Source organism: Amycolatopsis sp. NPDC049688 (genome assembly GCF_040674975.1).
Lineage (GTDB): Bacteria > Actinomycetota > Actinomycetes > Mycobacteriales > Pseudonocardiaceae > Amycolatopsis.
In genome coordinates, this window is sequence record NZ_JBFANY010000004.1 from 513867 (window position 1) to 537282 (window position 23416).

General features: G+C 70.9%; 27 protein-coding genes. 13 read left to right on the forward strand and 14 right to left on the reverse strand.

What is annotated here, in order from left to right:
• The first annotated feature begins 48 nt into the window (after positions 1-48).
• From AB0J55_RS17800 to AB0J55_RS17855, 12 genes are read left to right on the forward strand one after another with little or no spacing between them, the layout of a single operon-like run.
• Positions 49-2652 carry a hypothetical protein gene (locus tag AB0J55_RS17800; protein ID WP_364249060.1) on the forward strand — a complete coding sequence of 868 codons (2604 nt, stop codon included), beginning with the start codon at positions 49-51 and terminating at the stop codon, positions 2650-2652.
• A 1-nt stretch (position 2653) separates the two neighbouring features.
• A complete protein-coding gene (locus tag AB0J55_RS17805) occupies positions 2654-3520 on the forward strand; it encodes a hypothetical protein (protein ID WP_364249062.1) in 867 nt (288 codons plus the stop codon).
• A gap of 12 nt (positions 3521-3532) precedes the next feature.
• Positions 3533-4774, forward strand: a complete 1242-nt coding sequence (locus AB0J55_RS17810) for a hypothetical protein (protein ID WP_364249064.1) — start codon at positions 3533-3535, stop codon at positions 4772-4774.
• Positions 4774-5901 carry a hypothetical protein gene (locus AB0J55_RS17815; RefSeq protein WP_364249066.1) on the forward strand — a complete coding sequence of 376 codons (1128 nt, stop codon included), beginning with the start codon at positions 4774-4776 and terminating at the stop codon, positions 5899-5901. The genes AB0J55_RS17810 and AB0J55_RS17815 overlap by 1 nt, the downstream gene beginning before the upstream one ends.
• Positions 5901-6692 (forward strand): hypothetical protein, encoded by a 792-nt coding sequence (locus tag AB0J55_RS17820; protein ID WP_364249068.1) that lies wholly within the window; start codon positions 5901-5903, stop codon positions 6690-6692. Before AB0J55_RS17815 ends, AB0J55_RS17820 begins: the two co-directional genes overlap by 1 nt.
• Positions 6689-7234 (forward strand): hypothetical protein, encoded by a 546-nt coding sequence (locus AB0J55_RS17825; RefSeq protein WP_364249070.1) that lies wholly within the window; start codon positions 6689-6691, stop codon positions 7232-7234. The genes AB0J55_RS17820 and AB0J55_RS17825 overlap by 4 nt, the downstream gene beginning before the upstream one ends.
• Positions 7231-7521, forward strand: a complete 291-nt coding sequence (locus AB0J55_RS17830; protein WP_364249072.1) for a hypothetical protein — start codon at positions 7231-7233, stop codon at positions 7519-7521. The genes AB0J55_RS17825 and AB0J55_RS17830 overlap by 4 nt, the downstream gene beginning before the upstream one ends.
• Before the next feature lie 11 nt (positions 7522-7532).
• The gene (locus tag AB0J55_RS17835; RefSeq protein ID WP_364249074.1) at positions 7533-8486 is read left to right on the forward strand and encodes a GH25 family lysozyme; all 954 of its coding nucleotides are present in this window, start codon (positions 7533-7535) and stop codon (positions 8484-8486) included.
• A complete protein-coding gene (locus AB0J55_RS17840; RefSeq protein ID WP_364249076.1) occupies positions 8483-8743 on the forward strand; it encodes a hypothetical protein in 261 nt (86 codons plus the stop codon). The genes AB0J55_RS17835 and AB0J55_RS17840 overlap by 4 nt, the downstream gene beginning before the upstream one ends.
• Positions 8740-9153 (forward strand): hypothetical protein, encoded by a 414-nt coding sequence (locus AB0J55_RS17845; protein ID WP_364249078.1) that lies wholly within the window; start codon positions 8740-8742, stop codon positions 9151-9153. The genes AB0J55_RS17840 and AB0J55_RS17845 overlap by 4 nt, the downstream gene beginning before the upstream one ends.
• A 3-nt stretch (positions 9154-9156) precedes the next feature.
• Positions 9157-10428 (forward strand): LamG-like jellyroll fold domain-containing protein, encoded by a 1272-nt coding sequence (locus AB0J55_RS17850; protein ID WP_364249080.1) that lies wholly within the window; start codon positions 9157-9159, stop codon positions 10426-10428.
• Positions 10425-10760, forward strand: coding sequence for a hypothetical protein (locus AB0J55_RS17855; RefSeq protein ID WP_364249082.1), 336 nt, complete (start codon positions 10425-10427; stop codon positions 10758-10760). The genes AB0J55_RS17850 and AB0J55_RS17855 overlap by 4 nt, the downstream gene beginning before the upstream one ends.
• Before the next feature lie 66 nt (positions 10761-10826).
• Here the strand turns inward: AB0J55_RS17855 and AB0J55_RS17860 are convergent, their stop codons facing one another.
• The 3 genes from AB0J55_RS17860 to AB0J55_RS17870 form a co-directional block, all read right to left on the reverse strand.
• Positions 10827-11102 (reverse strand): hypothetical protein, encoded by a 276-nt coding sequence (locus AB0J55_RS17860; protein WP_364249084.1) that lies wholly within the window; start codon positions 11100-11102, stop codon positions 10827-10829.
• A gap of 187 nt (positions 11103-11289) precedes the next feature.
• Positions 11290-12108: an SAM-dependent methyltransferase gene (locus AB0J55_RS17865; RefSeq protein ID WP_364249086.1), complete on the reverse strand. Its 819-nt coding sequence runs from the start codon at positions 12106-12108 to the stop codon at positions 11290-11292.
• Positions 12105-12347: a hypothetical protein gene (locus AB0J55_RS17870; RefSeq protein WP_364249088.1), complete on the reverse strand. Its 243-nt coding sequence runs from the start codon at positions 12345-12347 to the stop codon at positions 12105-12107. The genes AB0J55_RS17865 and AB0J55_RS17870 overlap by 4 nt, the downstream gene beginning before the upstream one ends.
• A 96-nt stretch (positions 12348-12443) precedes the next feature.
• Here AB0J55_RS17870 and AB0J55_RS17875 point away from each other — a divergent pair, with 96 nt between their 5' ends.
• Positions 12444-13205 carry a GntR family transcriptional regulator gene (locus AB0J55_RS17875; protein WP_364249090.1) on the forward strand — a complete coding sequence of 254 codons (762 nt, stop codon included), beginning with the start codon at positions 12444-12446 and terminating at the stop codon, positions 13203-13205.
• A gap of 30 nt (positions 13206-13235) precedes the next feature.
• Here the strand turns inward: AB0J55_RS17875 and AB0J55_RS17880 are convergent, their stop codons facing one another.
• The 11 genes from AB0J55_RS17880 to AB0J55_RS17930 all read right to left on the reverse strand — a co-directional run.
• Positions 13236-13445: a hypothetical protein gene (locus tag AB0J55_RS17880; RefSeq protein WP_364249092.1), complete on the reverse strand. Its 210-nt coding sequence runs from the start codon at positions 13443-13445 to the stop codon at positions 13236-13238.
• 52 nt (positions 13446-13497) lie between these two features.
• Positions 13498-13761: a hypothetical protein gene (locus tag AB0J55_RS17885; protein ID WP_364249094.1), complete on the reverse strand. Its 264-nt coding sequence runs from the start codon at positions 13759-13761 to the stop codon at positions 13498-13500.
• Between the two features lie 108 nt (positions 13762-13869).
• Positions 13870-14565, reverse strand: coding sequence for a TetR/AcrR family transcriptional regulator (locus tag AB0J55_RS17890; protein ID WP_364249096.1), 696 nt, complete (start codon positions 14563-14565; stop codon positions 13870-13872).
• A 27-nt stretch (positions 14566-14592) separates the two neighbouring features.
• The gene (locus AB0J55_RS17895; RefSeq protein WP_364249098.1) at positions 14593-15690 is read right to left on the reverse strand and encodes a glycerate kinase; all 1098 of its coding nucleotides are present in this window, start codon (positions 15688-15690) and stop codon (positions 14593-14595) included.
• Entirely contained in the window at positions 15687-16064 is a 378-nt protein-coding gene (locus AB0J55_RS17900) for a gamma-glutamylcyclotransferase (protein WP_364249100.1), read from the reverse strand. The genes AB0J55_RS17895 and AB0J55_RS17900 overlap by 4 nt, the downstream gene beginning before the upstream one ends.
• Positions 16065-16073: 9 nt before the next feature.
• Positions 16074-17519 (reverse strand): NCS2 family permease, encoded by a 1446-nt coding sequence (locus AB0J55_RS17905; protein ID WP_364249102.1) that lies wholly within the window; start codon positions 17517-17519, stop codon positions 16074-16076.
• Between the two features lie 199 nt (positions 17520-17718).
• Positions 17719-18201, reverse strand: a complete 483-nt coding sequence (locus AB0J55_RS17910) for a nucleoside deaminase (RefSeq protein ID WP_364249104.1) — start codon at positions 18199-18201, stop codon at positions 17719-17721.
• 1 nt (position 18202) lies between these two features.
• Positions 18203-20494, reverse strand: a complete 2292-nt coding sequence (gene pucD / locus AB0J55_RS17915) for a xanthine dehydrogenase subunit D (protein WP_364249106.1) — start codon at positions 20492-20494, stop codon at positions 18203-18205.
• Positions 20491-20961 carry a (2Fe-2S)-binding protein gene (locus tag AB0J55_RS17920; protein WP_364249108.1) on the reverse strand — a complete coding sequence of 157 codons (471 nt, stop codon included), beginning with the start codon at positions 20959-20961 and terminating at the stop codon, positions 20491-20493. Before AB0J55_RS17920 ends, pucD begins: the two co-directional genes overlap by 4 nt.
• Positions 20952-21821 (reverse strand): FAD binding domain-containing protein, encoded by an 870-nt coding sequence (locus tag AB0J55_RS17925; protein ID WP_364249110.1) that lies wholly within the window; start codon positions 21819-21821, stop codon positions 20952-20954. Before AB0J55_RS17925 ends, AB0J55_RS17920 begins: the two co-directional genes overlap by 10 nt.
• 229 nt (positions 21822-22050) lie before the next feature.
• Positions 22051-23416: thiamine pyrophosphate-dependent enzyme (locus AB0J55_RS17930; RefSeq protein WP_364249112.1), on the reverse strand; the 1366-nt coding region annotated here is incomplete at its 5' end.

The window sequence follows — 23416 nt, forward strand, 5'->3', positions numbered from 1 at the left end:
TGTTCTTCCCCCCACTACCACCGTCCGATCCCCGAAGGAGGTAGCCGCGTGGCGCTGAACATCGGCGAGCTCGTCGCCTACCTCCGCATGGACAAGGACGACTGGGACCGGGCCAAGATCTCAGCGAAGCACGACCTCGACGACATCGCCGACGAGGCCGAGAAGTCCGGCAAGAAGGTCGACAAGGCCACGAAGGACACGGCCAAGAAGGTCGAATCGAACTTCGACGCGATGAAGTTCGGTGGTCTCTCGTTCGGGCTGCCGACCGCAGCCGCCGTCGGCTCGGCCGGCGTCGTCGCGGCCCTCACGATCGCGACGGCCGCGTTCGTCGGTGTCGGGCTCGGTGCCGCGCTGGAGAGCCGCCGGGTCTCCGACGCGTGGAGCGCCACCTCCGAGCACATCACCAGCCAGACGAACCAGATGTCCACCGTGCTGGAGGACGGGCTCGTCGGGGCGGCGGGGGACGTCGACGCGGCCTTCTCCCGCATGGCGCCGCGGATCCAGCAGGGCATGAAGGACGCCGCGCCTGCCGTCCGGGAGCTGGTCGGCGCGGCGACCGACCTGGCCGAGGAAGCGCTGCCCGGCGTCGAGGTCGCCGCCCGCAACGCGCTGCCGCAGATCAAGGGGATCCGTGAGTTCGCTGGGCAGGCCGGGGCCGGCGTGTCCGACATGTTCATCGCGATGTCCCGCGGCTCGGTGGATGCGGGCGCCGGGATGCGGCAGCTGGGCGGGATCACGCGGGACCTGCTCGGGTTCCTCGGCAACCTGGTCACCAACCTGGCCGCCAACCACAGCGAGCTCGGCGTGCTGCAGGGCGGCCTCGCGCAGGTCGAGTCCGCGCTGCTGAAGGTCACCTCGGCCGGCTCGCCGGTGGTCACCTTCCTGCACGGCTTCGGCCAGGCCGGGTCCGGCACGCTCGGCGTGATCAACGGCCTGGTGTCGGTGCTGTCCGCGCTGCCGCCGGAAGTCACCCAGTTCGGTGGCTCCCTGCTCGCCACGAACATGATCCTGTCGAAGTTCGGGATCGACGCGTCCGCGAAGTTCGAGGGCCTGACCGCGAAGGTCAAGGCCGCGAAGGGCCCAATCGACGCCCTGAAGACAGCCGGCCAGGGCCTCGTCGAAGGCGCGTTCAGCCCGGCCGCGATCGCCACGGTCGGCCTGTCGATCCTGCTCTCCGAGCTCGGCCGACGGCAGCAGGAAGCCGCCCAGAAGGCCGCCGAGCACAAGGAAGCCGTGCGGCAGCTGGTCGACGCGCTGCGCCAGGACGCCGGCGTCGTCGGCGAAGCATCGAAGGCCACGATTGCCAAGGCCCTGGCCGACAAGGACGCCGCCGGGAACGCCGCCGCCCTCGGCATCAAGATGTCCGATGTCCAAGCCGCGTCGCTGGGCAACGCCGTGGCGCTGGAAACCCTGAAGCACCACACAGACTTCATGATCGAGGGCTGGCAACGGTCCGGGCAACTCACCGCAGCTCAAGCCGACGCGCTGAAGAACAACACGAACTGGCTGCGGGAGAACGGCGGCGCCGCCAACACCGTCGTCAACGACTACGGCAACCTGACGGCCAGCCAGCAGAACGCGCTGCGCGCCGCGGAGAACCTCACCGGCGCCGTGGGCGACCAGATCCGGCAGGCCCGCGAAGCGCACGACACCTACCTCGCGCAAGAGGAGGGCCTCAGTGGCCTGTCGAAGTCGTACATCGAGGTCCGCGACCGCGCCCTGGAGGCGTACAACGCCACCCAGCAGCTGAACAACAGCCAGCTTGGCCTCCGTGGTGCCGTCCTGACCACGCAGGAAGCGACCGAGAAGTACGACAAGGTCATGAAGGACCACACCGCCAGCACCCGCGACAAGGAGAAGGCGACGCTCGAGCTGGAGCGGGCGCAGCAGGCGGAGATCAACGCGGCCTACCAGCAGGGCGTTGCCGCGTCCAAGGCCACCACGGACATGGGCAAGCAGTCCGACGGGATGCGCGCAGCGAACGCCGAGGCGATCAAGCTGGCCAGCAGTTTCAACGGGCCGCTCCCTGCGAGCCTGCAGCAGACGATTTCGAAGATGTCCGTTACCGAGGCGCAGGCGCTCGGCCTGAAGGTCGAGATCAACAAGGTGGGCCAAGCCGTCTACACGCTGCCCAACGGCAAGCAGATCGTCCTCACCGGCGACAACTCCCAGGCGCTCGACGCGACACTCGCCGTGCAGCGCGCCCTGGCGGCCCTGCACGACAAGACGGTGTACGTCACGATCGCCCAGCGCGGAAAGTCCCCGACCGGGATCTCACCGACCGGGGCGCCGGTCTACAGCGCCAGCGGCAACTACGTCGCCCGGTTCGCCGCCGGCGGCCTCTCCGCCACCGAAAGCATGCGACCGCTCTCCAGCGCCGTCGGCGTGGTGGTCCCCCCGGGCACCGAGCGGGTGGTCGGCGACAACCAGCTCTACGACGAGCTGTACGCGCCGCTCAACGGATCTCAGCGCACGCGCGACCTCATCACCGCCGGGGCGAAGCACGAGGGCATCAGCCTCGAAACCCCGGTCCCCGTGCCGGTGCAGCGCGACCGGGCGCTGGTGCACATCGACAACTTCCACCCGCCGGCGAACGCGTCGCCGTGGGACGTGGCCGAGGACCTCGACTGGATCTCGCGGACGGGGGGCTGACGTGGCCGGCGAACTCATCACCAAGGACGGCCAGGTCGAGTGGCGCGGGCTGCTGCTCGGCGCAGGGTCGGCGTACAAGCTGACGAACCTGCAGGGCTGGCTCGACCTGCCCGACATGCGCGACGGCGACGTCGCGTTCGACAACTACCACGGCAGCCAGCCGGGCCAGCTGCTCTCCGACCGCCGCACGGTCGAGCTGTCGTTCACGATCAGCGCCGACCCGGCCGGGTTCGCGGCCGCGCAGAAGGCGCTCCGGGCGGCCACCGCGCCCGACGAGAACCCCGTCGAAGAGCCGCTGGTCGTCCAGTGGGACGGCGTCAAGGCGATGGTCAACGCTCGGTGCGTCCGGCGCTCGATCCCGGTGCCGCGCAGCAACGGCACCGGGTACACGCAGGGCGCGATCCAGTGGCGGGCGACGAATCCGCGGATTCTGCACCTGCCTCAGCAGGTTGTCGGGCCGGTCAGCCCGCCGGTGGCTGGTGGCGGCGGCCTGCTCTGGCCGCTGACCTACCCGCTGGTGTGGGGCTCGACGCCGTCCGGCGGCGAGCTGCTGCTGACCAACGCCGGGGAAGCACCTGCGCAGCCGGTCTTCCGGATCACCGGCGCCAGCACCGGCCCGGTAGTCACCAACGCTGACAGCGGCGCCCAGCTCGCCTTTGACCCGGCCTACCTGCTGCCGTCGGGCAGCCGGGTCACGCTCACCTACGAGAACCGCTCAGTGCTGCTGGACGACGGGGTTTCCCGCTCGAACCAGCTGATCACCCGGGGCTGGTTCACGATCCCGCCCGGGGCGACGACCCGGATCCGGTTCACCAGCGCCGACGGGCAGGGCCTGCTCGAGGCGCTCTACTACTCGACTTCGATGTGAGGGGGACTTCCCGTGGCTGAACGAGGTTCCTGGGCCGTCCAGCAGGTCAGCGGTGTCGGCGTCCAGACCGTCGAGGACGCCCGGCACGCCATGGCCGCCCTGTGGACACCGGCCGGGCAGGTCACGTCCCGATCCGGGATGGTGCCCACCGGCACCACGAACGCGCCCGGCAGCGTGCTGGCCACCCTGCCGACCGCGAACACCTTCGTGCACGTCCAGCCGTTCCGCTACGTGCGGCAGTCCAGCCGCGGCGGCGGCACCTACACGATGATCCTGGACTCGATCAAGGACATCGACATCCTCAACCCCGCCAACGGCGGCACGGCCGCGGACCCGACGAACTCCCGCATCGACCTCATCATCGCGCAGCAGTCCGACGCCTTCTTCCTCGACGCGAACAGCAACATGGTCGTCAAGCGCGTCGGCGGCACCCCGGCCGGCAGCCCGATAGACCCGACCGTCACCGGCAGCGCCGACTACGTGCTGCTCGCCCGCGTCACCGTGCCGCCCAACGCCACGACCATCCAGACCGCCAACATCGCGAACGTGGCCCTCCCGTCTGCTGTGGCGGTCGGTGGCCTGCTGCCGGTCGCCAGCCAGGCCGAGCGAGACGCGATCGCCAACCCCTACGACGGGATGGCGGTCTACCGGCGCGACCTGGACTGGGAGGAGACCTACGACGGCACCGCGTGGCGCGCCCCGATGTTCTGCCGAACCGCCGCCCTGGCGAACATCACCAACCCCGTCACCGCCCAGATCGCCCTGCTCACCACCGACCTCTACTACTACCGCTGGACCGGCTCGGCCTGGGTCCCCACCCAGAACGCCAGCCGCATCGGCGGCGAGTGGCTGGCCAACGCCACCCAGTCCATCGGCTCCGGCGCCGGCGCGGTCAAGCTGACCTTCGGCGGCGTCCGGATCCCCGCCAACGGCGTCACCCTCACCGGCGGCAACACCGTCAACATCACCACCGACGGGACCTACAACATCTACGCCGCCGCGGGCGCAGCGTTCAACGCCAGCAACAACTTCGGCGTCGGCATCTACGGCACCGGCGGCGGCCCCGGCGCCGGCCAGTCCTGGTGGGCCGCACCGCACTTCTCCAGCGGGACGACGGAAGCCGCGTGCTCGGCGAAGCGGTTCTTCGCCGCGGGCACCCAGCTGTGCGCCTACCTGTACAACAACGGCGCCGCGCTGTCGCTCAACCCGACCACCGGCCGGGTGGCTGAATTCGCGGTCTGGCGGGACAGCTGATGCCCGCCCCGGTCTACAGCTACCAGATCGCCGACCTCGCGACGAACCGGATCCTCGAGGACGTCGCCCTCACCGGCGTGCGGTTCAACAAGCCGCTCTGCGCGTCGGGGAAGTTCTCGGCGAACTGGAAGCTCGGCCCGAAGACCGCCCACCTCGACGCCTATGACCTGTCGATGCCCTGCCGCCGCGTCGTCTACGCCTACCGCGACGACAGGCCGATGTGGGGCGGGATCATCTGGACCCGCGCCTACGACTCGGCAACCGGCACCGTCGCCATCGGCGCCGGCGACTGGTGGAGCTACTTCGACCACCGCAAGGTGTTGCCGGTCTTCACCGCCGACGGCACGCTCACCCAGGTGGCCGCGCTCACCGAGGCGTACGCCACGACCGACCAGAACGCCATCGCACGCCAGCTGGTCGCGACCGCGCAGGCGCACACCGGCGGCAACATCCTCGTGGTGCCGGCCGACACAGCCACCTCCGGGCAGCTGCGCGACCGCACCTACAACGGCTACGACCTCGCCCAGGTCGGCGACGCCCTCACCAACCTGGCCAACGTCATCAACGGTCCGGACATCGCGTTCGACGTCGCCCCGGGTACGTCGGCGCCGAAGCGGGTAATCCAGGTCGGCACGCCGATGCTCGGCCAGCAGGGCTCCGCGCACCGCTGGGAGGTCGGCGGCAACGCCACCCGCTACACCTGGCCCAGTGATGGCACCCGCATGAACACCCGCAGCTTCGCCACCGGCCAGGGCATCGAGCTCGGCCTACCGATCGCCGTCGCCGAGGACACTACAAAGTACGCGACCGGCTTCCCCTTGCTGGAGAACGAAGCCCAGTACGGGTCCGCCGAGGACGCAGGCACCCTGAGCGGGCACGCGCAGGCCGACCAGCAGGCCAGCCGGATGCCGATCGTCCTCCCGAAGATCCTGGTGCGCGGCGACACCTCCCCGACCGCGGCTGAAGTCAGCCGCGGTGACGACGGCTGGCTGAAGATCCCGGCGGATTACTTCCACAGGACTGGCTGGGAGGGCCCGGTTCGGGTGGTGGACATGGCGTTCGCGCCCAGCGCCAGCGCCGAGCGCATCGAGCTGACCATGGCGCCCCTGCTGGACGGAGTCGCCTGATGGGCCAGATCAGTCTGCCGAGCAACCTCCTCGACCGGATCAAGCGCGTCGAAGCCGATATCCAGCGCTTGTGGAAAAGCACTGGCCTCGCGTCGGCCACGATCGCCGCTGGTGGCCTCACCCTGCTGAACAACGCCTTCTTCAAGATGCTCGGCGCCAGCAACAACGAGATCGTCTACATCGGACCCGATGGCCTCGGCAACCAGGTCGTCCGGATCCGCGACGCCGCAGGCAACATCGTCTTCGGCAGTGTGTCAGCGGGCGGCGCCAGCCAGCGCGTTGCCATCAACCCGAACCCCGCCGGGCCCGCGCGAATCGAGTTCTACGACGACGGCAACACCACCGACCGCGTGTCCCTGTCGCTCAACGGCGGCAACTTCGTGCAGCAGCGCGAAATCCAAGCCACCAACGCAATCAACGGCGGCAAGGTGTCTTTCTACAGCGGCAACAGCGTGTTCGGTCATCAGGTCGCCGGCGCGGACGCCTACCTGCAGTTCACCGACGACGAAAGCATCTTCCTCCGCGGAAAATGGGCGACCAGCGTGGCGTTTTCCGGGCATTCAGCGCTGTTCGTCAACTCCCTCGGTGGCGGCGGCGCCTCAGGCCCGATCATTCTTAGCGCCTCCTATGGTCCGACGATGATCGGCACTATGCGCCCGGTCGCCACGCGGCAAGGCCCAGCGGCCGACTGCTACTGGGCGGTGACTTCCTCGAGCTCGACCGGCGTCGCGATCAGCTCAAGTGGCGGCGCCGACAATCTCTACCACCTCTGGATTTTCAGGACGGCGTGATCATGCGAATCCGGCACACCGACGTCGCGTTCGAAACCGACAATGACCGGCAATTCTGGGTGATCTACGGGACACAGACCGCCGACGATGGCACCGAGATCGGGCATCGCCACTATCTTCCGGCTGACACTTTGGAATGGCGCGCTGCCGAGTACGACATCGACCCGGCCGACACGGCGACCCTGCTGGACATCGTGCTCGCCGAGCCGCATCTGTCCGAAGAGGACTGGGCGGCCGGGCACAAGCTGCACGACGCCCCGGACATCGACACCGCGCGCCGCGACCACCTCGCGCGCTGCGCCCGCGCGAAGCTCCGGCACCGCATCAGCACCCGCACCCGGGCGTCCACCAAGGACACGCCGGCCGTCCCGCACCCGTGCCAGCGCGTCGCCGACGAGTCGCCGCTGCACCCCGAAGCCATCGAGTTGAAACGCCAGCTCGTCGAGCAGGCCCGCACCGCGCACATCGCCACGCAGGCCGCTGCTCCGCCAGACCGGATCGCCGCACTCCGGGCGGCCGTCGAGAGAGGCCAGCCGGCATGAGCTCCACCGAGAACACCGGCTCGACGAACTACCTGCTGGGCCGGATCGAGACCAAGGTCGACCGGATCGACGAGAAGCTCGACCACCAGGGCGAGACCCTCGCCGGCCACGCCGAGCGGCTCGTCGCCGTCGAGCGCGACATCCGCGAGCTGAAACTGGCGCGCGCGAACGACCAGCAGCAGCGCGACGGCGGCCTCAGCGCCATGAAGGTCGCTCTCGTCTCCGCGGTCACCTCCTCGCTGATCGGCGGCGGCTTCGCCGTGATCCAGATCGTCACCAAGAACTGAAGGAGCGCGCCGTGGCCCGAGGAACCGACGTACACCCGTACTACCAGCGCGGCCTCCGCTGGAACCAAGTCAGCGATGTCCACTTCGCGTGGGTCAAGGTCTCCGACGGCGGCGCCGCCTACTCGATGACCTTCGGCGGCGTCCGGTACGTGCCCGACACCCACGTCGCCGGCGCCAAGGCAGCCGGCATCCCCGTCGGCGGCTACCACTACGCCCAGCTCACCCCGGGCCCGGAGGTCCAGGCTGATGTGCTGCTCGGTGAGGTCGCCCGCCTGGGCGCGCGCGGGGTCGCGCCGATGCTCGACCTCGAGGCGCCGTTCCAGGCGAACGCGGCGGCACGGACGTTCGGCGTCGCGTTCTGCCGCCGGGTCGCGGCCGCCGGGTACCGGCCGGCGGTCTACATGAGCGCCGCCTTCGCCCGCGTCCTGCGGCCGGACCAGTGGGACGTCCCGGGCCTGGTGATCGTGATCGCCCGCTACGGCGCCCGCCCCGAAGCGCCCGGCGCCGCGCAGTACCTCGGCCGCTACGACGTCCACCAGTACTCGAGCTCCGGCACGCTGCCGGGCTCGGCCGGGGCCGTCGACCTCGACGAGTCCTACACCACCGCCCACCTCACCACCGCCCAGGAGGACGACATGCCGTTCACCCCCGAGGACTTCAAGAACCTGATGTGGGGCAACGTGTTCGACGGCCCGCCGGTTGGCGGGCGCAACTACGCGGCCTTCGTCAAGGACATGGACGCCAAGCTCGGCGCCCTCGGCACTGCGCTCGCCACGGTGACGAAGCTGCTCACCGACAGCGCCGCGCACCCGGTCGACGCCGACCAGCTCGCCGCCGCCCTCGAGGGGAAGCTGCTCGCCGAGCTCGTGCCCGCCGTCACCCAGGCCGTCACCCAAGCCGCGGGTGAGGACACCGCCGACGAGGTCCGGAAGATGCTCGTCGCGCGCCTCGGGACCCCGGCGTGAAGGCGTTCCTGCGGCGCGTGATCGCCGCCCTGCCCCGGGTCCGCAAGACCACCGCGGCAGTGTGGGGCACCCTCACCCCGCCCGCGGTCGTCGGCGTCCTGGCCCTCGCCGGCGTCCACATCGACACCGCCGCCGCCGTGCTGATCCTCGGCGTCGGCGCCGCCGTCCTCGCCCCGGCCGCGGTGTACCGGGCCGGCGCGAACGCCCCCGCGCCCGACGCAACCACCGCCCCGGCTCCTGGAGAGGTAGCACCATGACCACTCGCATCCCCGACGCGTCCCAGCAGGCCGCGTGCAACGCGGTCACCGCCCGCACCGACGTCGGCGGCGCCGGCTCCCTGAAGTTCTACACCGGCAGCCAGCCGGCGGACGCCGACTCGACACCGGCCGGGACGCTGCTCGTCACCATCGCGCTCGCCGCGACCGCGTTCGGGTCGGCGAACACCAGCGGCCAGGCCGCGCTCGCCTCGACCCCGCGCACGGGCACGGCGGCCGCGGCCGGGACCGCGGGCTGCTGGGAGATCGTCTCCGGCGGCGGTTCGAAGGTGATGCAGGGCAGCGTCACCGCGACCGGCGGCGGCGGGGACATCACCCTCGACAACACCTCGATCGCCGTCGGGCAGACCGTCCAGATCTCCGGCTTCACCTACACCCACCAGCCGGGATAGTCCGTGGCCGGCCTCGCCGACGCCGCGACCGACCGCGTCAGCATCAACCAGGCGCCCGCGCTGGGCACCTGGTCGGTGTGCGCTTGGGTCAAACCCACCGCCTCGGCCAGCTTCAGCCCGATCGTGCGCGTCGAGGCGGGCGGCGGCACCGCCATGGTGTTCGGCATGAAGAGCCTGGCGCCATCGCTCTACAGCGCGGCCAGCGCGACCGGCATCAACGGCACGGCGCAGACGCTGAACCAGTACGTCTTCGTCGGTGCCACCCGCAACGGGACAGCGGCCGCGCTGTACTGGGGCACCAACCCAGCTTCGCTGTCCAAGGTGACTGGCACGGTGAACAGCTCCGGCACGCCGGACACGTGGACGGTCTTCGGCCGTTCGCCGAGCGACGGCTCGGAGTGGTTCGCCGGCGTCGTGGACTACCTGCGCACCTGGGCTGCGACCGTGCTGACCGACGCGGAGATGGCCGCCGAGGCCGCGGCCACCGCGCCGGTGAAGGCTGGGGCCTGGGGCGTCTGGCCCTTCGGTGACAACGGCTCGGGCGGCGTAAGCCTGAACGACACCTCCGGCAACGCGCGGCACCTGGTCGCTGGCTCGACGCCGCTCTCCCTGGTCGCCGACGTGTCGCTCACCCCGACGATCACGGGGACGGGGGCGGCGGTCGCACCTGCCGTTGCCGTGGCCGGCACCGGGGCGGTCACCGTCTCCGGGACCGGCACCACCACCGCGCCGTCGGTCGTAGCCGCTGGGACCTCGGCTGTCCGGGTGGCCGGATCCGGCGCGGCGAACGCACCGCCCGCGGCCGCCGCGGGCACCGGCGGCGCCGTCGTCACGGGCAGCGGGGCCGCCCTGGCCCCTCCGGTCGCCGCGAGCGGCCAGGGCAGCGCCGTGGTGGCCGGCCAGGGCGCGCCCACCGCGCCGCCCACCACGGCGGCGGGCACCGGCGCGGTCGTCGTCGCGGGGACGGGCGCGGCCACCGCCCCACCGGTCGTCGCCGCGGGGACCGGCACGCTCGGCACCACCATCACCGGTAGCGGCGCGGCGGTCGCGCCGCCGGTCGTCGCGTCCGGCGCCGGCCGGGTCGTCATCACCGGTGTCGGCACAGCGATGGCGCCGCCCGTGGTGGCGCACGGCTTCGACCGCACGGTCGTCCCGGCCGTCCGCCCGAAGGTCACGATCCGCCCGAACCTGGCCCGGCTCGCCGCCGCGGCGAACCCAGCGACCGCCAGCTGCACGCCGAACCGGGCGCTGCTCACCATCACCGAGGAGGCATGACCGTGCCGATGGACATGAAGGTCGGCGACCTGGAGCCCGCGCTGGTGCTCACCGTCTCCGACCCCACAGCGGACTTCCGCGGCGTCAGCGCGTGGCGGGTCATCGGGTCGCTCAACGGCGTCGTCGTGTTCAACACCGTCCTCAGCTCCGGCGACGTCGCGATCAGCGACGCCACCCCGAACGTGGCGGTGCTGACGCGCGCGTGGGCGGCCGGAGACACCGACGCCGCCGGCGAGATGAAGATCGAGGCTCGCGGCACCTGGCCGAGCGGGCCGCAGACTTTCCCCGCCGTCGGCACCGAGGTCGTGACGTTCCACCCCGCCCTCGCGTAGCAGCAGACCCGAAGCGGCCCCTCGCACCTTCGAGTGCGAGGGGCCAATTTCGTCATGCCTACCTGCTCAGCACGTCCCATCCGCGCGGCAGGCGTCAAGATAGCGCGCCGCGTCCTCAGCCTCCTGGTGATGGCGCTGCTGCTCCTGCTCCTGGCGAGCCTGCACGGGCGCTGTCATGGTCCAGCGGACACCGCCGATTACGAGGCACACCGCGGCCAGGACCCCGAGCAAGATCAGGTAGTGCCGGGGTTCGTTCAGCGCGAACCATTCCGGCCGGCGGATGCGGTACATGCTGCGCTCCTCGCGGAAATGGATGTCCACCAGCCTGGTCGTCTCGATCATGATTGCTGTTACGGGTGGCGCCGGGCCCCCGGATGGAGGGCCGGGGGCCCGGCTCCGCGCCCACCTCTACGCGAGGGGGCGCGGTCTGGTCCGCCCGCCGCACCTATCGAGGGGGGAGGAGGCACGGCGGGCGGAGTGGGAGACCCGGCCGCCACGGGTATCGGGGTCACCGCAGCAGCCGGGCCGTTCAGGGGGATGGGCGCGGGATCCGCGCGACGACGCCAGCCATAAGCCGGTCGCTCGGCGTTTCCTCGCGCAGCACGGGACCGTCCGGCCACCATCCCTGCGCTGGGATGACTCCAGGGCGCACGAGTTCCCAGCCGTCGATGAGCTGCTCGATCGCAGCCTGCCGACGAAAGAACGCGCCGCTGAGGCTCCCACTCGCATCGAACCTTTGAAGCAGCCGTTCTACGAGTACGACCGCCGAGTCCATCTCCGGATCGAGGAAGTGGCTCGCGATCAGGTAAGACCCCTTGGGAAGTAGCGCGCTCAGGCCCCGCGTCCAGGCGCGCGCGGCGCCGTCGCCGAGCCACGGCAGAACACTTGGCGCGACTACCGCGACCGGCTCGTCTGCGACGAGCTCAGTGTGGAGCACAGTTTCCACGTCAGCCAGGTCCAGAGGGTCAGCGCGCTTCACCACCGCGATGTCGTCTGCGAGGTAGCCAGTTCCCTTTGCACTCAGCAGCGGATCGGGCTCGACGTAGACCACCGAATGCAAGAGGCCCAATTCGATCGGTTCCCGCGCGGCTGTGTGCGGCGGAGGACCGGGCGGAATCGGCGCCCCGCAGTAGATGACCTGGCCGATGCCGCGCAGCCCGATGGTGAATCGCCAGGCCCGCTCGACGAACAGGGCTTCGTTAATGGCGATCCGCTCGACGTCCTGCGCGGCTTCCCGCAACTTCCGAAGAGTTACGCGGTCCTCCTCGTAGGCTTCGCCGCCGCCGAGCATCGCGTTCCAGAGGCGGGCGCGGTCTTGCCGGGCGCCGGCGACCTCGGGCACGATCACCGGCCTTCCCGCTTCCACCACTCCTGGAGGACACCGCGCACCGCATCGGGGATCGCGCTGCCGATGTCTTCGAGCGGGATCAGCGCTGTCTTGCCGTCGATCTTGATGGCGGGTTCGACGCGACCGTTGGCGACCTCGACGAGACCAACGATCAGGTCCGTCGGTTTGCCCATCTCGTCGGTCGTGCGGAAAGCTCTTACCTGCCGCCAACCCTCGTCAGCCATGGTGGCCCCCAGCATCCGTTACGCTCCGTTGACTTGTAATGACATGTTCAGCGACGGTACTACCGGGTACACAACTGGTCAAGACAAGCTGACCAGTGCGACAATCTGCGCATGGTCGATCGCAGAAGCGGCATTCCGGCGTTCAAGCAGGTCGCGGCCGATATTCGCCAGAAGATCGGCAGCGGCCACTACGCGGCTGGCGAGCAGCTTCCGAGTGAACGCGAGCTTGTGGAGAACTACGACGTCTCTCGTCCGACGATCCGCGATGCAATCAATGTGCTGCGGTCGGAGGGTCTCGTGACGTCCGAGCACGGACGTGGCGTGTTCGTCCGGCCGCCGGCCAGCATTCAACGGATCGCGCGATCACGCCTCTCTCGCGAGGCTCGGGAGCGGAACCGTGGCGCTTTCCTTGCAGATGCCGCGGCGCGTGGCTTCACCGCGTCCTCGTCGGTCAAGATCCGCTTCGAGGAGGCGGACACCCGGACCGCTGCCCATCTCGCCATCGACGAAGGCGCCGAGATCACCGTGAGGGACCGGGTGATGCGTGCCGATGGGCTGGTAGTTCAACTGGCGGTGTCGCGCCTCCCTCGCGAGATCACGCGCGGCACCCTCATCGAAGAGGTCAACACCGGCCCGGGCGGCGCGTACGCGCGTCTGGAGGAAGCCGGCTACACGCTGGGCAGCTTCGTCGAACACGTCGGCGCCCGGATGCCGACGCCGGACGAAACCTCGCTTCTACAGCTGGCAGAAGGCGTGCCGGTGATCACCGTGACACGGGTTGCCTACAGCGCCGATGGCCGACCACTGGAGATGAACGACATGGTGCTGGCCGGTGATCGGTACGAGCTGTCCTACGAGTGGCCGGCCGACTGAGCGACGCACGGGCACGAGGCCCCGGCAGGCTTACGCTGCCGGGGCCTCGTGCTGTTCGAGTCCGCTGAGCCGCTCCGCCCAGGCGAGCGTCACGGCCTGGTGGCCGTAGCGGGCGAGCGCGACGACCAGCGCCGCGCCGATGACCGCGGCCACGATGGCCTTGCTGCCGACGCCGTAGCTCGCGAGGTTGATCAGCGCCATCAGGATCAGCAAGGTGATGGTGCGGCGAAAGATCGACATGCTGTCTGCCCCAGATCTGCCCCACGGTGGAGGCTCCGGCGCAGGTCAGCTGCTATATGACCCTTATATCCTGCATGTTCGGGACGTCGGCGCGCGGGTAGAACACCTCCGAGGTGACGCCGTTGGCGACGGTGAACCACACCGGGCTGCCGGTGGTCGCCGCCGTGCCGAGCGCGGACTTGTTGCCGGTCGCCCACGAGGCCCCGCCGCCGCAGCAGTCGGTCGCGGTACCGCTCGCCAAGGCCGTGCCGGGCAGCGCACCGGCAAGCAGAATTCCCGCTCCGGCGCAGGCCAGGACTGCTTTCCACCTGATCATCGGGACCCTCCGACGGCGTTGTCGTCAATATGTTGCGAGCCGCAACATATTGAGCCACGTGTCGGTGACAAGCAATGTCCGATCGGACTGAACCGATCCAGTCCCGGCTCAGGCGTCGGCGATCCGATCCAGCCATTCGGCCATCAGGACGCGCTCGGCCGCGGTCAGCACGGTGGCCCCGTCGAGACCGGCCCGCAGCGCGATCGCCCGCTCCGGCAGGTCCGAGCCCGCTGGCTCACCGCCGCCGGTCAGGATCCGGCTCAGTACCGTCTCCCGCGCCGTCGCCGAGAACTCGGGGTCGCGCTCCGCCGGCGGGGTTGCGATCAGGGCCAGCACCACCCCCATGCCGGTCGCGTGTACCAGCCGGGCCGCGCGCTCGACGCTCACCCGCAGCCGGCCCGCCGCCGCAACGCGCTCGACGATGCCCCGCAGCATCGCCTCGGCCTCCCGGCCCGCGGGCGACGTGCGGCCCGGGCGTGTGTCGCCGTACATCAGCACGTAGAACTCCGGACGGGAGAGCCCGAACTCGATGTGCAGGTCCCAGCCGCGGCGCAGGTCCTCCACCGCGTCGCCGGTCGAGCCCAGCGCGCGCTTGCTCGTCAGGTACTCGTCGAAGCCGTACGCGGCGACGGCGTCGAGCAGGCCGTCCTTGTCACCGAAGAGCCGGTACAGCGCGGGCGGCTGGACCCCGGCCGCCGCGCTGACCGCACGGGTCGACAGGCCGTCGCGGCCCTCCGCCGCCAGCAGCGCGGCCGCCGCCTGGAGGATCCGCTCACGGGTGTCCGCCGCCGTCTTCGTCACCATGGTTCCAATGATAACAAAAGGCCGCTATCACTTGTTCGATACGTGGTCGGCCGCGACTTGCCGGGCGAGGCGGCGGAGCAACGGCGCCGCCTCGGCCATGCACCGCGCCGGGTCCGGTTCCAGGTCGGTCAACGCGTACGCGGCCGAGATGCCCGCGCCGGCGAGGGCGTGCGCGGACAGCGCACAACGTCCGGACACCGCGACGCACGGGATGCCCTTGGCCGCCGCGGCGCGGGCCACTCCCGCCGGAGCCTTGCCCGCCAGAGTCTGCTGGTCGAGCGAGCCCTCGCCGGTGATGACCAGGGAAGCCCCGGTCAGTGCCGCGTCGAAGCCGAGCAGGTCGAGGAGGAGCTCGATGCCCGGGCGCATCCGGGCACCGAGCACGGCCAGCGCGGCGAAGCCCACTCCCCCGGCCGCGCCCGCACCCGGTCGCTCGGCGATCGCCGGTCCGGCGATCGACGCCCAGTGTCGCAGGGCGGCGTCCAGCACTTCGACATCGCCGGGGGACGCACCCTTCTGCGGGCCGTAGACGGCAGCGGCCCCCCGCGGCCCGTACAGCGGATTGTCCACATCGCTCGCCAGCTCGATGTCCACTTCGGACAATCCGGTCAGGTCCAGAGCGGCGATCCGGGACAAGGCCGCACCACCCGGCGGCAGCTCGCGCCCGGCGTCGTCCAGAAGCCGGGCGCCCAGCGCGGTCAGCATTCCGGCGCCACCGTCGGTGCACGCGCTGCCGCCGACGCCGAGCACGATCCGGCGGCAGCCCGCGGCCACCGCTGCGGCGATGACGTCCCCGGTGCCCGCGCTCGACGCGGTGAGCGGTTCCGGCCCGCCGGGAAGCCGGTGCAGCCCGGACGCCTCGGCCAGCTCCACCACCGCGGTGCCGCCCCGGACCGCGTAGGACGCCGTGAGCGGCACCCCGGTCGGCCCGCGGGCGGGCACCCGGACCCGGCGGAACCCGGCGGCGACGGCGGCGTCGATCGTGCCTTTGCCGCCGTCGGCCACCGGCAGCGTCGTGACCGCGACCGCCGGGTGGACGTCGGCGAGGCCGGAAGCCACCGCCGACGCCACCTCGGCCGCGGTCAGCGACCCCTTGAACTTGTCCGGCGCCACGAGAACCTTCACGCGCTCGCCCTGTACGCCCGCCAGTCCCCGATCTCCGTGATGTCCCGCAGGGCGACGTGCGAGGTGTACGGCCGCCGCAGCAGCATCGCGAACGCCGAGCTGCCGTCGGCCAGCTCCACCACGCCGAGCTCCAGCTCGTGCGGCTCGGACGGCAGCACCTTGTCCCGCAGGTCGTCCAGCGAAACGTCGTATACCTCGCCGGTGACCGACGCGCCGCCGTGCGAGACCGGGTACAGCGCCGGGCACTGCGAACCGACCGCGTAGAAGCGGTACTTCGCCGCCGTCCGGGCGGTGCCCACGAACGGCGAGCCGTCCAGGAGGTGGTGCAGCGGCTCGCCGCGCATGGCGCCGCCGTTGAAGAACATCAGGGCCACGGGAACTCCTTACCGGAAAAGGGCTTCGACACCGTCGACGGCGAAGTACACGGCGAAAACCAGCGCCAGCAGCGAAAGCAGCCAGCCGGCCTCGCGCCACTTGCCGCGGCCGATCTTGATCAGTACGAACGCGATCAGGCCGGCCCCGACGCCGTTGGTGATCGAGTAGGTGAACGGGATCAGCGCGGCGGTCAGGAACACCGGGATCGTGTAGTCCGGGTCGTGCCACGGGATGGTCCGGCACTGCGCGACCATCATCCCGCCGATGACCACCAGCGCGGGGGCGGCGGCCTGCGCCGGGACCACCCCGGCCAGCGGCGTGAACAGCAGCGTCCCGGCGAACAGCAGGCCGGTGACGACGCTCGCCAGCCCGGTCCGCGCCCCCTCGCCCACGCCGGCCGCCGATTCGAGGAACACCGTGTTCGGCGACGAGCCGGTGACGCCGCCGGCGATCGCGCCCGCGCCGTCGACCAGCAGGATCCGGCCCATCCGCGGCACCTTCCCGTGCCGCGACAGGCCGGCTTCGTCGGAGACGCTGGTGATCGTGCCCATGGCGTCGAAGAAGCCGGACAGCACCAGCGTGAACAGGAAGACCGTGGCCGCGAGGGCACCTGCCGAAGCGAAGCCGCCGAACAGGTCGATGTGGCCGAAGAGCCCGAAGTCAGGCGCGGCGACGACGTGGTCGGGCAGGGCCGGGGTCGTGAGCCCCCAGCCGCCGACGCCGAACCCCTGGTGCAGCACGACGGCCAGCACGGTGGCCGCCCCGATGCTGATCAGCACCGCGCCCGGGACCTTGCGGGCCACCAGCACGATCATCAGCAGCAGGCCGAAGCAGAACACGACGATCGGCCAGCCGTGCAGGTGCCCGCCCGCCCCGAGGCGCACCGGGACCGTGGTCTGCGCCGAGTCCGGCACCCGGGTCACGAACCCGGCGCTGACCAGGCCGACGAGGGCGATGTAGAGCCCGATCCCGACGGTGATCGCGGTCTTGAGCGGCCGCGGGATGGCGTTCATGATCCGCTCGCGGACGCCGCTGACGGCCATCAGCACGATGCACCCGCCTTCGAGCACGACCAGCCCGAAGGCCTGGGCCCAGGTCATCGACGGGGCCATCTGGAAGGCGACGATGCCGTTGATGCCGAGCCCGGCGGCCAGCGCGAGGGGGGCGTTGCCGACGAGCCCCATGAGGACGGTCATCACGGCGGCGGCGAGCGCGGTCGCCGTGGTCACCTGCGCGGCCGAGAGCCGGGCGCCGGTGATGTCGGCGGAGGCGCCGAGGATGAGCGGGTTGAGCAGCACGATGTAGGCCATCGCGACGAACGTGGTGACGCCGCCGCGGACTTCGCGGCCGATCGTGGTCTGCCGCGCCCGCAGTTCGAAGAACTTGTCGAGCGGCGAACGGCGTTGCGGGGGTACTTCGTCGACTACTGGGGTGGGGACTTCGGTCTGGGTCATGCGTCCTGCCCTTGCCGGTGAGGGTTATTCGGGCTAGCCCGGCGCAACGGACTTGAGCGTGCAGCCCAACGGGGACTTTGCGCCGGGCGACGGCTGAATAATCCTCATTGGGTGTGCTCGGCCAGGGCCAGGCACCACGCCGTGCCTGGCCGAGCGGGACGTTCGATTCGGTTGTGCTCCGGTCAGCTGGCCTTGTGGGTCAGTAGTCGGTGCGGTCGGCCTTGTCGAGCCAGGCCGCGAAGGGGGCAAAACCGTCCTTCGTGGACAGTCGGGTCACGGGCACCGTCCACGTTTCGCGCGGGCGGTCGAAGAGCTCGTAAAAGGCGCGGTCGTCGAAGCCGGCCTTGGCCGCGTCGTCGCGGTCGGCGGCGAAGAGCACCTTGTCCACCCGCGCCCACAGCGCCGAGGACAGGCACATCGGGCACGGCTCGCAGCTGGAGACGAGCACGCAGCCGTCCAGCTTGAACGTGCCGAGCGCCTGGCAGGCCGCGCGGATCGCGACCACCTCGGCGTGCGCGGTCGGGTCGAGGTTCGCGGTGACGCGGTTGACACCGGTCGCGACGACCTCGCCGGCCCGCACGATCAGCGCGCCGAACGGCCCGCCGCCGTTCTCGACGTTGCGCGCGGCGATGCGGACGGCTTCGTCCAGCCATTCCTGCTCGACGGAAATCGACGTGGTCATCTCAGACTCCGGTGATGTGCTCGGGGCGGATCGGGACGCGCGGCAGCTCGAGGCCGGTGGCCGCGCGGATGGCGTTGGCGATCGCCGGTGTGGCCGAGATCGTGGGTGGTTCGCCGACGCCGCGGACGCCGTAGGGCGCGTGCGGGTCGGGCCGTTCGAGGACGTCGACGCGCATCGGCGGCATGTCGAGGATGGTCGGGATGAGGTAGTCGGTGAACGACGGGTTCCGCACTTTCCCGTCCTGCACCAGGATTTCCTCCATCACGGCGAGGCCGAGGCCCTGCGCCGAGCCGCCCTGGATCTGGGCGACGACGGCGTCCGGGTTCATCGCCTTGCCGACGTCCTGGGCGCAGTCGAGCTGGACGACCTTGACCAGGCCGAGGTCCAGGTCGACGTCGACCACCGCCCGGTGGGCGGAGAAGCCGTACTGGACGTGGGCGTCGCCCTGGCCGGTTTCCGGGTCGAGCGGGTAGGTCGGGCGGTGGTGGAACTCGCGGGTCTCCTCGATGGCCGTGTCGCCCAGCAGCTCGGCCAGGTCCGCGACCACTTCGCCGTCCGCCGCGACCACCTTGCCGCCGGCCAGGCTCATCCCTTCGGACGAAACGCCGAGTCGACTGTATACAGCATCCGCGACCGCGCGGCAGGCGTTGCGGACCGCGCCGCCGGTGACGTAGGTCTGGCGTGACGCCGAGCTCGAGCCCGCGTCGCCGACGCTCGTGTCGGCCGGATGCACGCTCACCCGGGTCACGCCCAGCTCGGTGCGGGCGATCTGCTGCTGCAGCGTCACCAGGCCCTGCCCGACCTCCGCGGCGGCGGTGTGCACCATCGCCACCGGTTCGCCGCCGAGCACCTCCAAGCGGACCCGGGCGGTCGAGTAGTCGTCGAGACCCTCGGCGTAGGAGATGTTCTTGATCGTGACGCCGTAGCCGACGCCGCGGACGACCCCTTCGCCGTGGGTCGTGTTGGACACCCCGCCCGGCAGCTCGCGGATGTCCCGCTCGCCGGCGGGCGCGGGCGGCAGCGGCAGGTCGCGGACCCGCTGGACGAGTTCCGCCACCGGCGCCGGGAAGTCGACCACCTGGCCGGTGACCACAGTGGACCCTTCGCTGAGCGCGTTGCGGATCCGCAGTTCCGCCGGGTCCATGTCCAAAGCGGACGCGAGCTTGTCCATCTGGGACTCGTAGGCGTAGGTCGGCTGGACCGCGCCCAGGCCACGCATCGCACCGCAGGTCGGGTTGTTGGTGTAGACCCCCCAGCCCTCGATGTGGGCGTTCGGGACGTCGTACGGGCCGACGCCGAGCGTGGTGCCGTTGCCGACCACGACGGGAGTCTTGGACGCGTACGCGCCGCCGTCGAAGTACAGCTTCGCGCGGACGTAGACGAGCTTGCCGTCCTTCGTCGCCCCGTGCTCGTAGTACATCTTCGCCGGGTGGCGGTGGACGTGCCCGAAGAACGACTCCAGCCGGTTGTAGCTCATCTTCACCGGACGGCCGGTGCGCAGCGCGAGCATGCAGGAGTGGATCTGCATCGACAGGTCCTCGCGGCCGCCGAACGCGCCACCGACCCCCGACAGCGTCAGCCGGACCTTCTCCAGCGGCAGGCCGAGGGCCTTCGCCGTCTGGCGCTGGTCGACGTGCAGCCATTGGGTGGCCAGGTAGAGGTCGACGCCGCCGTCCTCGGCCGGCACGGCCAGGCCGGACTCCGGCCCTAGGAACGCCTGGTCCTGCATGCCGATCTCGTACACGCCGGACACGACGACGTCCGCGGTGGCGTCCGGGTCGCCCTTGACGATCCGCTGGTGGCGGACCAGATTCCCGCCCGGGTGCAGCTTCGGCAGGGTGTCGTCGTGCGCCGCCCGCTCGGGATCGGTGATCGGCTCCAGGACATCGTATTCGACGACGATCTCCTTGAGCGCCTGCCGCGCGATCTCCGGATGGTCGGCCGCCAGGATGGCGACCGGCTCGCCCTGGTAGCGGACGAGGCCGGCGGCCAGCGCCGGGGTGTCCTGGTACTTCAGGCCGTAGACGTTCTCCCCGGGTACGTCCTCGTGCGTCAGCACCGCGTGCACCCCGGGCCGGGCCAGCGCGCGGGAGACGTCGAGGCGGACGATCCGGGCGTGCGGGTGCGGGCTGCGCAGGGTGGCGCCCCACAGCATGTCCTCGTGCCACAGGTCCGAGGAGTAGGCGAACTCGCCGCGCACCTTCAGCGTGCCGTCCGGGCGCAGCGGGCTCTCGCCGATGCCGCCGGCGATGGTGTCGTGCAGCTCCTGCGGAGAGCGGGCCGGGGCGCTCATCGGACGGCCTTCTTCGCGGCGGCGTCGCGGACGGCGTCCAGGATCTTCTCGTAGCCGGTGCAGCGGCAGAGGTTTCCGGCGAGGGCCTCGCGGATCTCGACGTCGCTGGGGTCCGGGACGCGCTCGATCAGGTCGTGCGCGGCGACGAGCAGCCCCGGCGTGCAGAACCCGCACTGGACCGCGCCGCGCTCGACGAACGCCTCCTGCACCGGGTCGAGCGCATCGCCGGACGCCAGTCCTTCGACCGTGACGACCTCGCGGCCTTCGGCCTGCCCGGCCGCGACCAGGCACGCACACGCCGGGACGCCGTCGAGGTAGACCGTGCACGAGCCGCATTCGCCCTGCTCACAGGCATTCTTAGAGCCCGGCAGGCCGAGCCGCTCGCGCAGCACGTAGAGGAGGCTTTCGCCTTCCCAGACGTTGTCCGCCCGGCGCCGTTCGCCGTTGACGGTGACGTTCACGCGCACTTCGCGCTCCCTCCGCAGTATTCGGTCCAGGCCCAGGTCAGCGTCCGGCGTGCCATGACGCCGAGGGCGTGCCGCCGGTAGGCCGCGCTGCCGCGGACGTCGTCGATCGGCGACGCGGCTGCCGCCACCAGGTCACCGAAGCGGCGTTTCACCGAGTCGTCCAACGCCTTCGGAGCGTCCCAGTCCAGCTCGGCCGCCAGGAATTCTTCGGCTTCGACGGCACGGCGGGGCGTGGGCGCGGCCGAGCCGACGCCGGTGCCGACCCGGCGCTGGTCCGGGTGCAGGGCCAGGCCGAAGGCGGCGACGGCGATGACCATCGCGTTGCGGGTTCCGATCTTGCTGAACTGCTGCGGCCCGGTGGCGGGGGCCACCAGTACCGCGGTGATCAGCTCGTCCGGCGCCAGGACGTTCCGCTTGACCCCGGTGTAGAAGTCCTTCGCGGCGACGATCCGGGTGCCGCGGACCGACGCTATCTCGACGTCGGCGTCCGCGGCCAGCAGCGCCGGGTGCGAGTCACCCGCGGGCGAGGCCGCGCCGAGGTTGCCGCCCACCGTGCCGCGGTTGCGGATCTGCGGCGACCCGACGGTCCGCGCGGCCATGGCCAGGCCGGGCAGCCGGGTGCCGAGCTCGCCGATGATCCGGGTGTAGGGCACGGCGGCGCCGATCCGGATCCGGTCGCCGTCGGTGCCGTGCTCGTGCAGTTCGGCGACGCGGCCGAGGTCGAGCAGGGCGCCGGGACGGCGGTGGTCGAAGTTGAGCTCGACCATCACGTCCGTGCCGCCGGCGATCGGGACCGCACCGGGGTTCGCGGCCTTCGCGGCGAGCGCGCCGGCCAGCGAGTCGGGTCGGAGGAATTCCACTGTGGACGTCCTTTCGGGGCTGCTTCGGCAAGAAGTACACACGCTGCGGTGTGGCCGCGACCACGGCAAAACCCCTGAAAGACGGGTGAATTTCGGGCCCGCGTTTGTACTTTCCGACAACGCCCGTCCCGCGGGCACGCCAAGACCGCCGCACGAGGTCGGCTCTCGCACGGCGGCCGTGGTCGTGAGTGGTAAGGCGAGTTCTAACGCGCGTTACCACTCACGAGCGTCAACAGGGCTCGAACTCGCGGACGGCATCGAGGGCGGCGCCCATGGCGGCGTTGCCCTCGCGTTCGATCATGATCTCCACCAGGACCGGCCGGCTCGTGCGCTCGGCCTCCTTGCGCGCCCATTCCAGGGACGTGCGGATCTCCCCCGGCTCGTGCACGCGGGTGCCGGAACAGCCGTAGGCCTCCATGATCTTCACGTTGTCCGTGCCGATCGCGTCGTAGTGGATGTCGACCTCGAAGTTCATTTCGTAGCCGGTCTCGGCCTGCCGGATCAGCCCGAGGTACTCGTTGTTGAGCATGATCAGCACGAACCCGACGTCGTACTGGGCGGCGACCGCGAGCTCCTCGACCAGGAACTGGAACGAGTAGTCGCCGACCACGCCGACGACCTCCGCCTCCGGGCGTGCTTTCTTCACGCCGATCGCGGCCGGGATCTCCCAGCCGAGCGGGCCGGCCTGGCCGCACACCTGGTAGTGCCGTGGTTTGTGCGCCTGCTGGAACTGGCCCGACCAGATCTGGTAGAGCCCGATCGCGGTGACGAAGTAGGTGTCCTCGCCGAAGGTTTCGTTGATCTCCTTGAACACCCGCGGTGCCTTGATCGGCAGGCTGTCGAAGTCGTCGCGCCGGGGCAGCGCCGCCTTCAGCTCGCCGATCCGGGCGATCCAGTCCCGGCGCGGCCGGGCCTCGCGTTCCGCCGCGGCCGCCAGCAGCGCGTCGAGGAACTCACGCGTGTCCGAGACGATCCCGAGGTCCGGCCCGAACACCTTGCCCAGCTGCGTGGGTTCGATGTCGACGTGGATGAACTTCCGGTCGCCGCGGTACACCGACAGCTCGCCGGTGTGCCGGTCGCCGAACCGGGCGCCCAGCGCCAGGACCAGGTCGGCCTCCAGGAAGGCCGCGTTGGCCCAGCGCTGCGACGTCTGGATGCCGGCCATCCCGGCGAACAGCTCGTGGTCCTCGGGGAAGCTGCCCTTGCCCATCAGCGTCACCTGGACGGGCATGCCGAAGTGCTCGGCCGCGGCCCGCAGCTGTTCGCTCGCCTCCCCCAGGACGACCCCGCCGCCGGCCAGGATCAGCGGGCGTTCGGCCTGCAGAAGCAGGTCCAGGGCTCGTTCGACCCGCGCCGGGGCGGGCTTCACGGCCGTCACCGGCAGCGGCGAGTCGATCGACGAGTCCCACTCGATGTCCTGCTTCTGGACGTCGATCGGCAGGTCGATGAGCACCGGGCCCGGCCGGCCCGAGCGGGCGATCCGGAACGCCTCGCGGAAGATCCACGGCAGCTGCGCGGCCTCCTTGACCTGCACCGCCCACTTCGTCACCGGCTTGGCGATCTCGACGATGTCGACGGCCTGGAAGGCTTCCTGG

What these genes read in the sequence shown, in the direction of transcription:
- AB0J55_RS17820 (WP_364249068.1), top strand. Translation starts at nt 5,901, where the DNA reads ATGGGCCAGATCAGTCTGCCGAGCAACCTCCTCGACCGGATCAAGCGC.
- AB0J55_RS17815 (WP_364249066.1), top strand. Translation starts at nt 4,774, where the DNA reads ATGCCCGCCCCGGTCTACAGCTACCAGATCGCCGACCTCGCGACGAAC.
- AB0J55_RS17885 (WP_364249094.1), bottom strand. Translation starts at nt 13,761, where the DNA reads ATGATCAGGTGGAAAGCAGTCCTGGCCTGCGCCGGAGCGGGAATTCTG.
- AB0J55_RS17830 (WP_364249072.1), top strand. Translation starts at nt 7,231, where the DNA reads ATGAGCTCCACCGAGAACACCGGCTCGACGAACTACCTGCTGGGCCGG.
- AB0J55_RS17890 (WP_364249096.1), bottom strand. Translation starts at nt 14,565, where the DNA reads ATGGTGACGAAGACGGCGGCGGACACCCGTGAGCGGATCCTCCAGGCG.
- AB0J55_RS17860 (WP_364249084.1), bottom strand. Translation starts at nt 11,102, where the DNA reads ATGATCGAGACGACCAGGCTGGTGGACATCCATTTCCGCGAGGAGCGC.
- AB0J55_RS17910 (WP_364249104.1), bottom strand. Translation starts at nt 18,201, where the DNA reads ATGACCACGTCGATTTCCGTCGAGCAGGAATGGCTGGACGAAGCCGTC.
- AB0J55_RS17845 (WP_364249078.1), top strand. Translation starts at nt 8,740, where the DNA reads ATGACCACTCGCATCCCCGACGCGTCCCAGCAGGCCGCGTGCAACGCG.
- AB0J55_RS17905 (WP_364249102.1), bottom strand. Translation starts at nt 17,519, where the DNA reads ATGACCCAGACCGAAGTCCCCACCCCAGTAGTCGACGAAGTACCCCCG.
- AB0J55_RS17855 (WP_364249082.1), top strand. Translation starts at nt 10,425, where the DNA reads ATGACCGTGCCGATGGACATGAAGGTCGGCGACCTGGAGCCCGCGCTG.
- AB0J55_RS17880 (WP_364249092.1), bottom strand. Translation starts at nt 13,445, where the DNA reads ATGTCGATCTTTCGCCGCACCATCACCTTGCTGATCCTGATGGCGCTG.
- AB0J55_RS17875 (WP_364249090.1), top strand. Translation starts at nt 12,444, where the DNA reads ATGGTCGATCGCAGAAGCGGCATTCCGGCGTTCAAGCAGGTCGCGGCC.
- AB0J55_RS17870 (WP_364249088.1), bottom strand. Translation starts at nt 12,347, where the DNA reads ATGCTGGGGGCCACCATGGCTGACGAGGGTTGGCGGCAGGTAAGAGCT.
- pucD (WP_364249106.1), bottom strand. Translation starts at nt 20,494, where the DNA reads ATGAGCGCCCCGGCCCGCTCTCCGCAGGAGCTGCACGACACCATCGCC.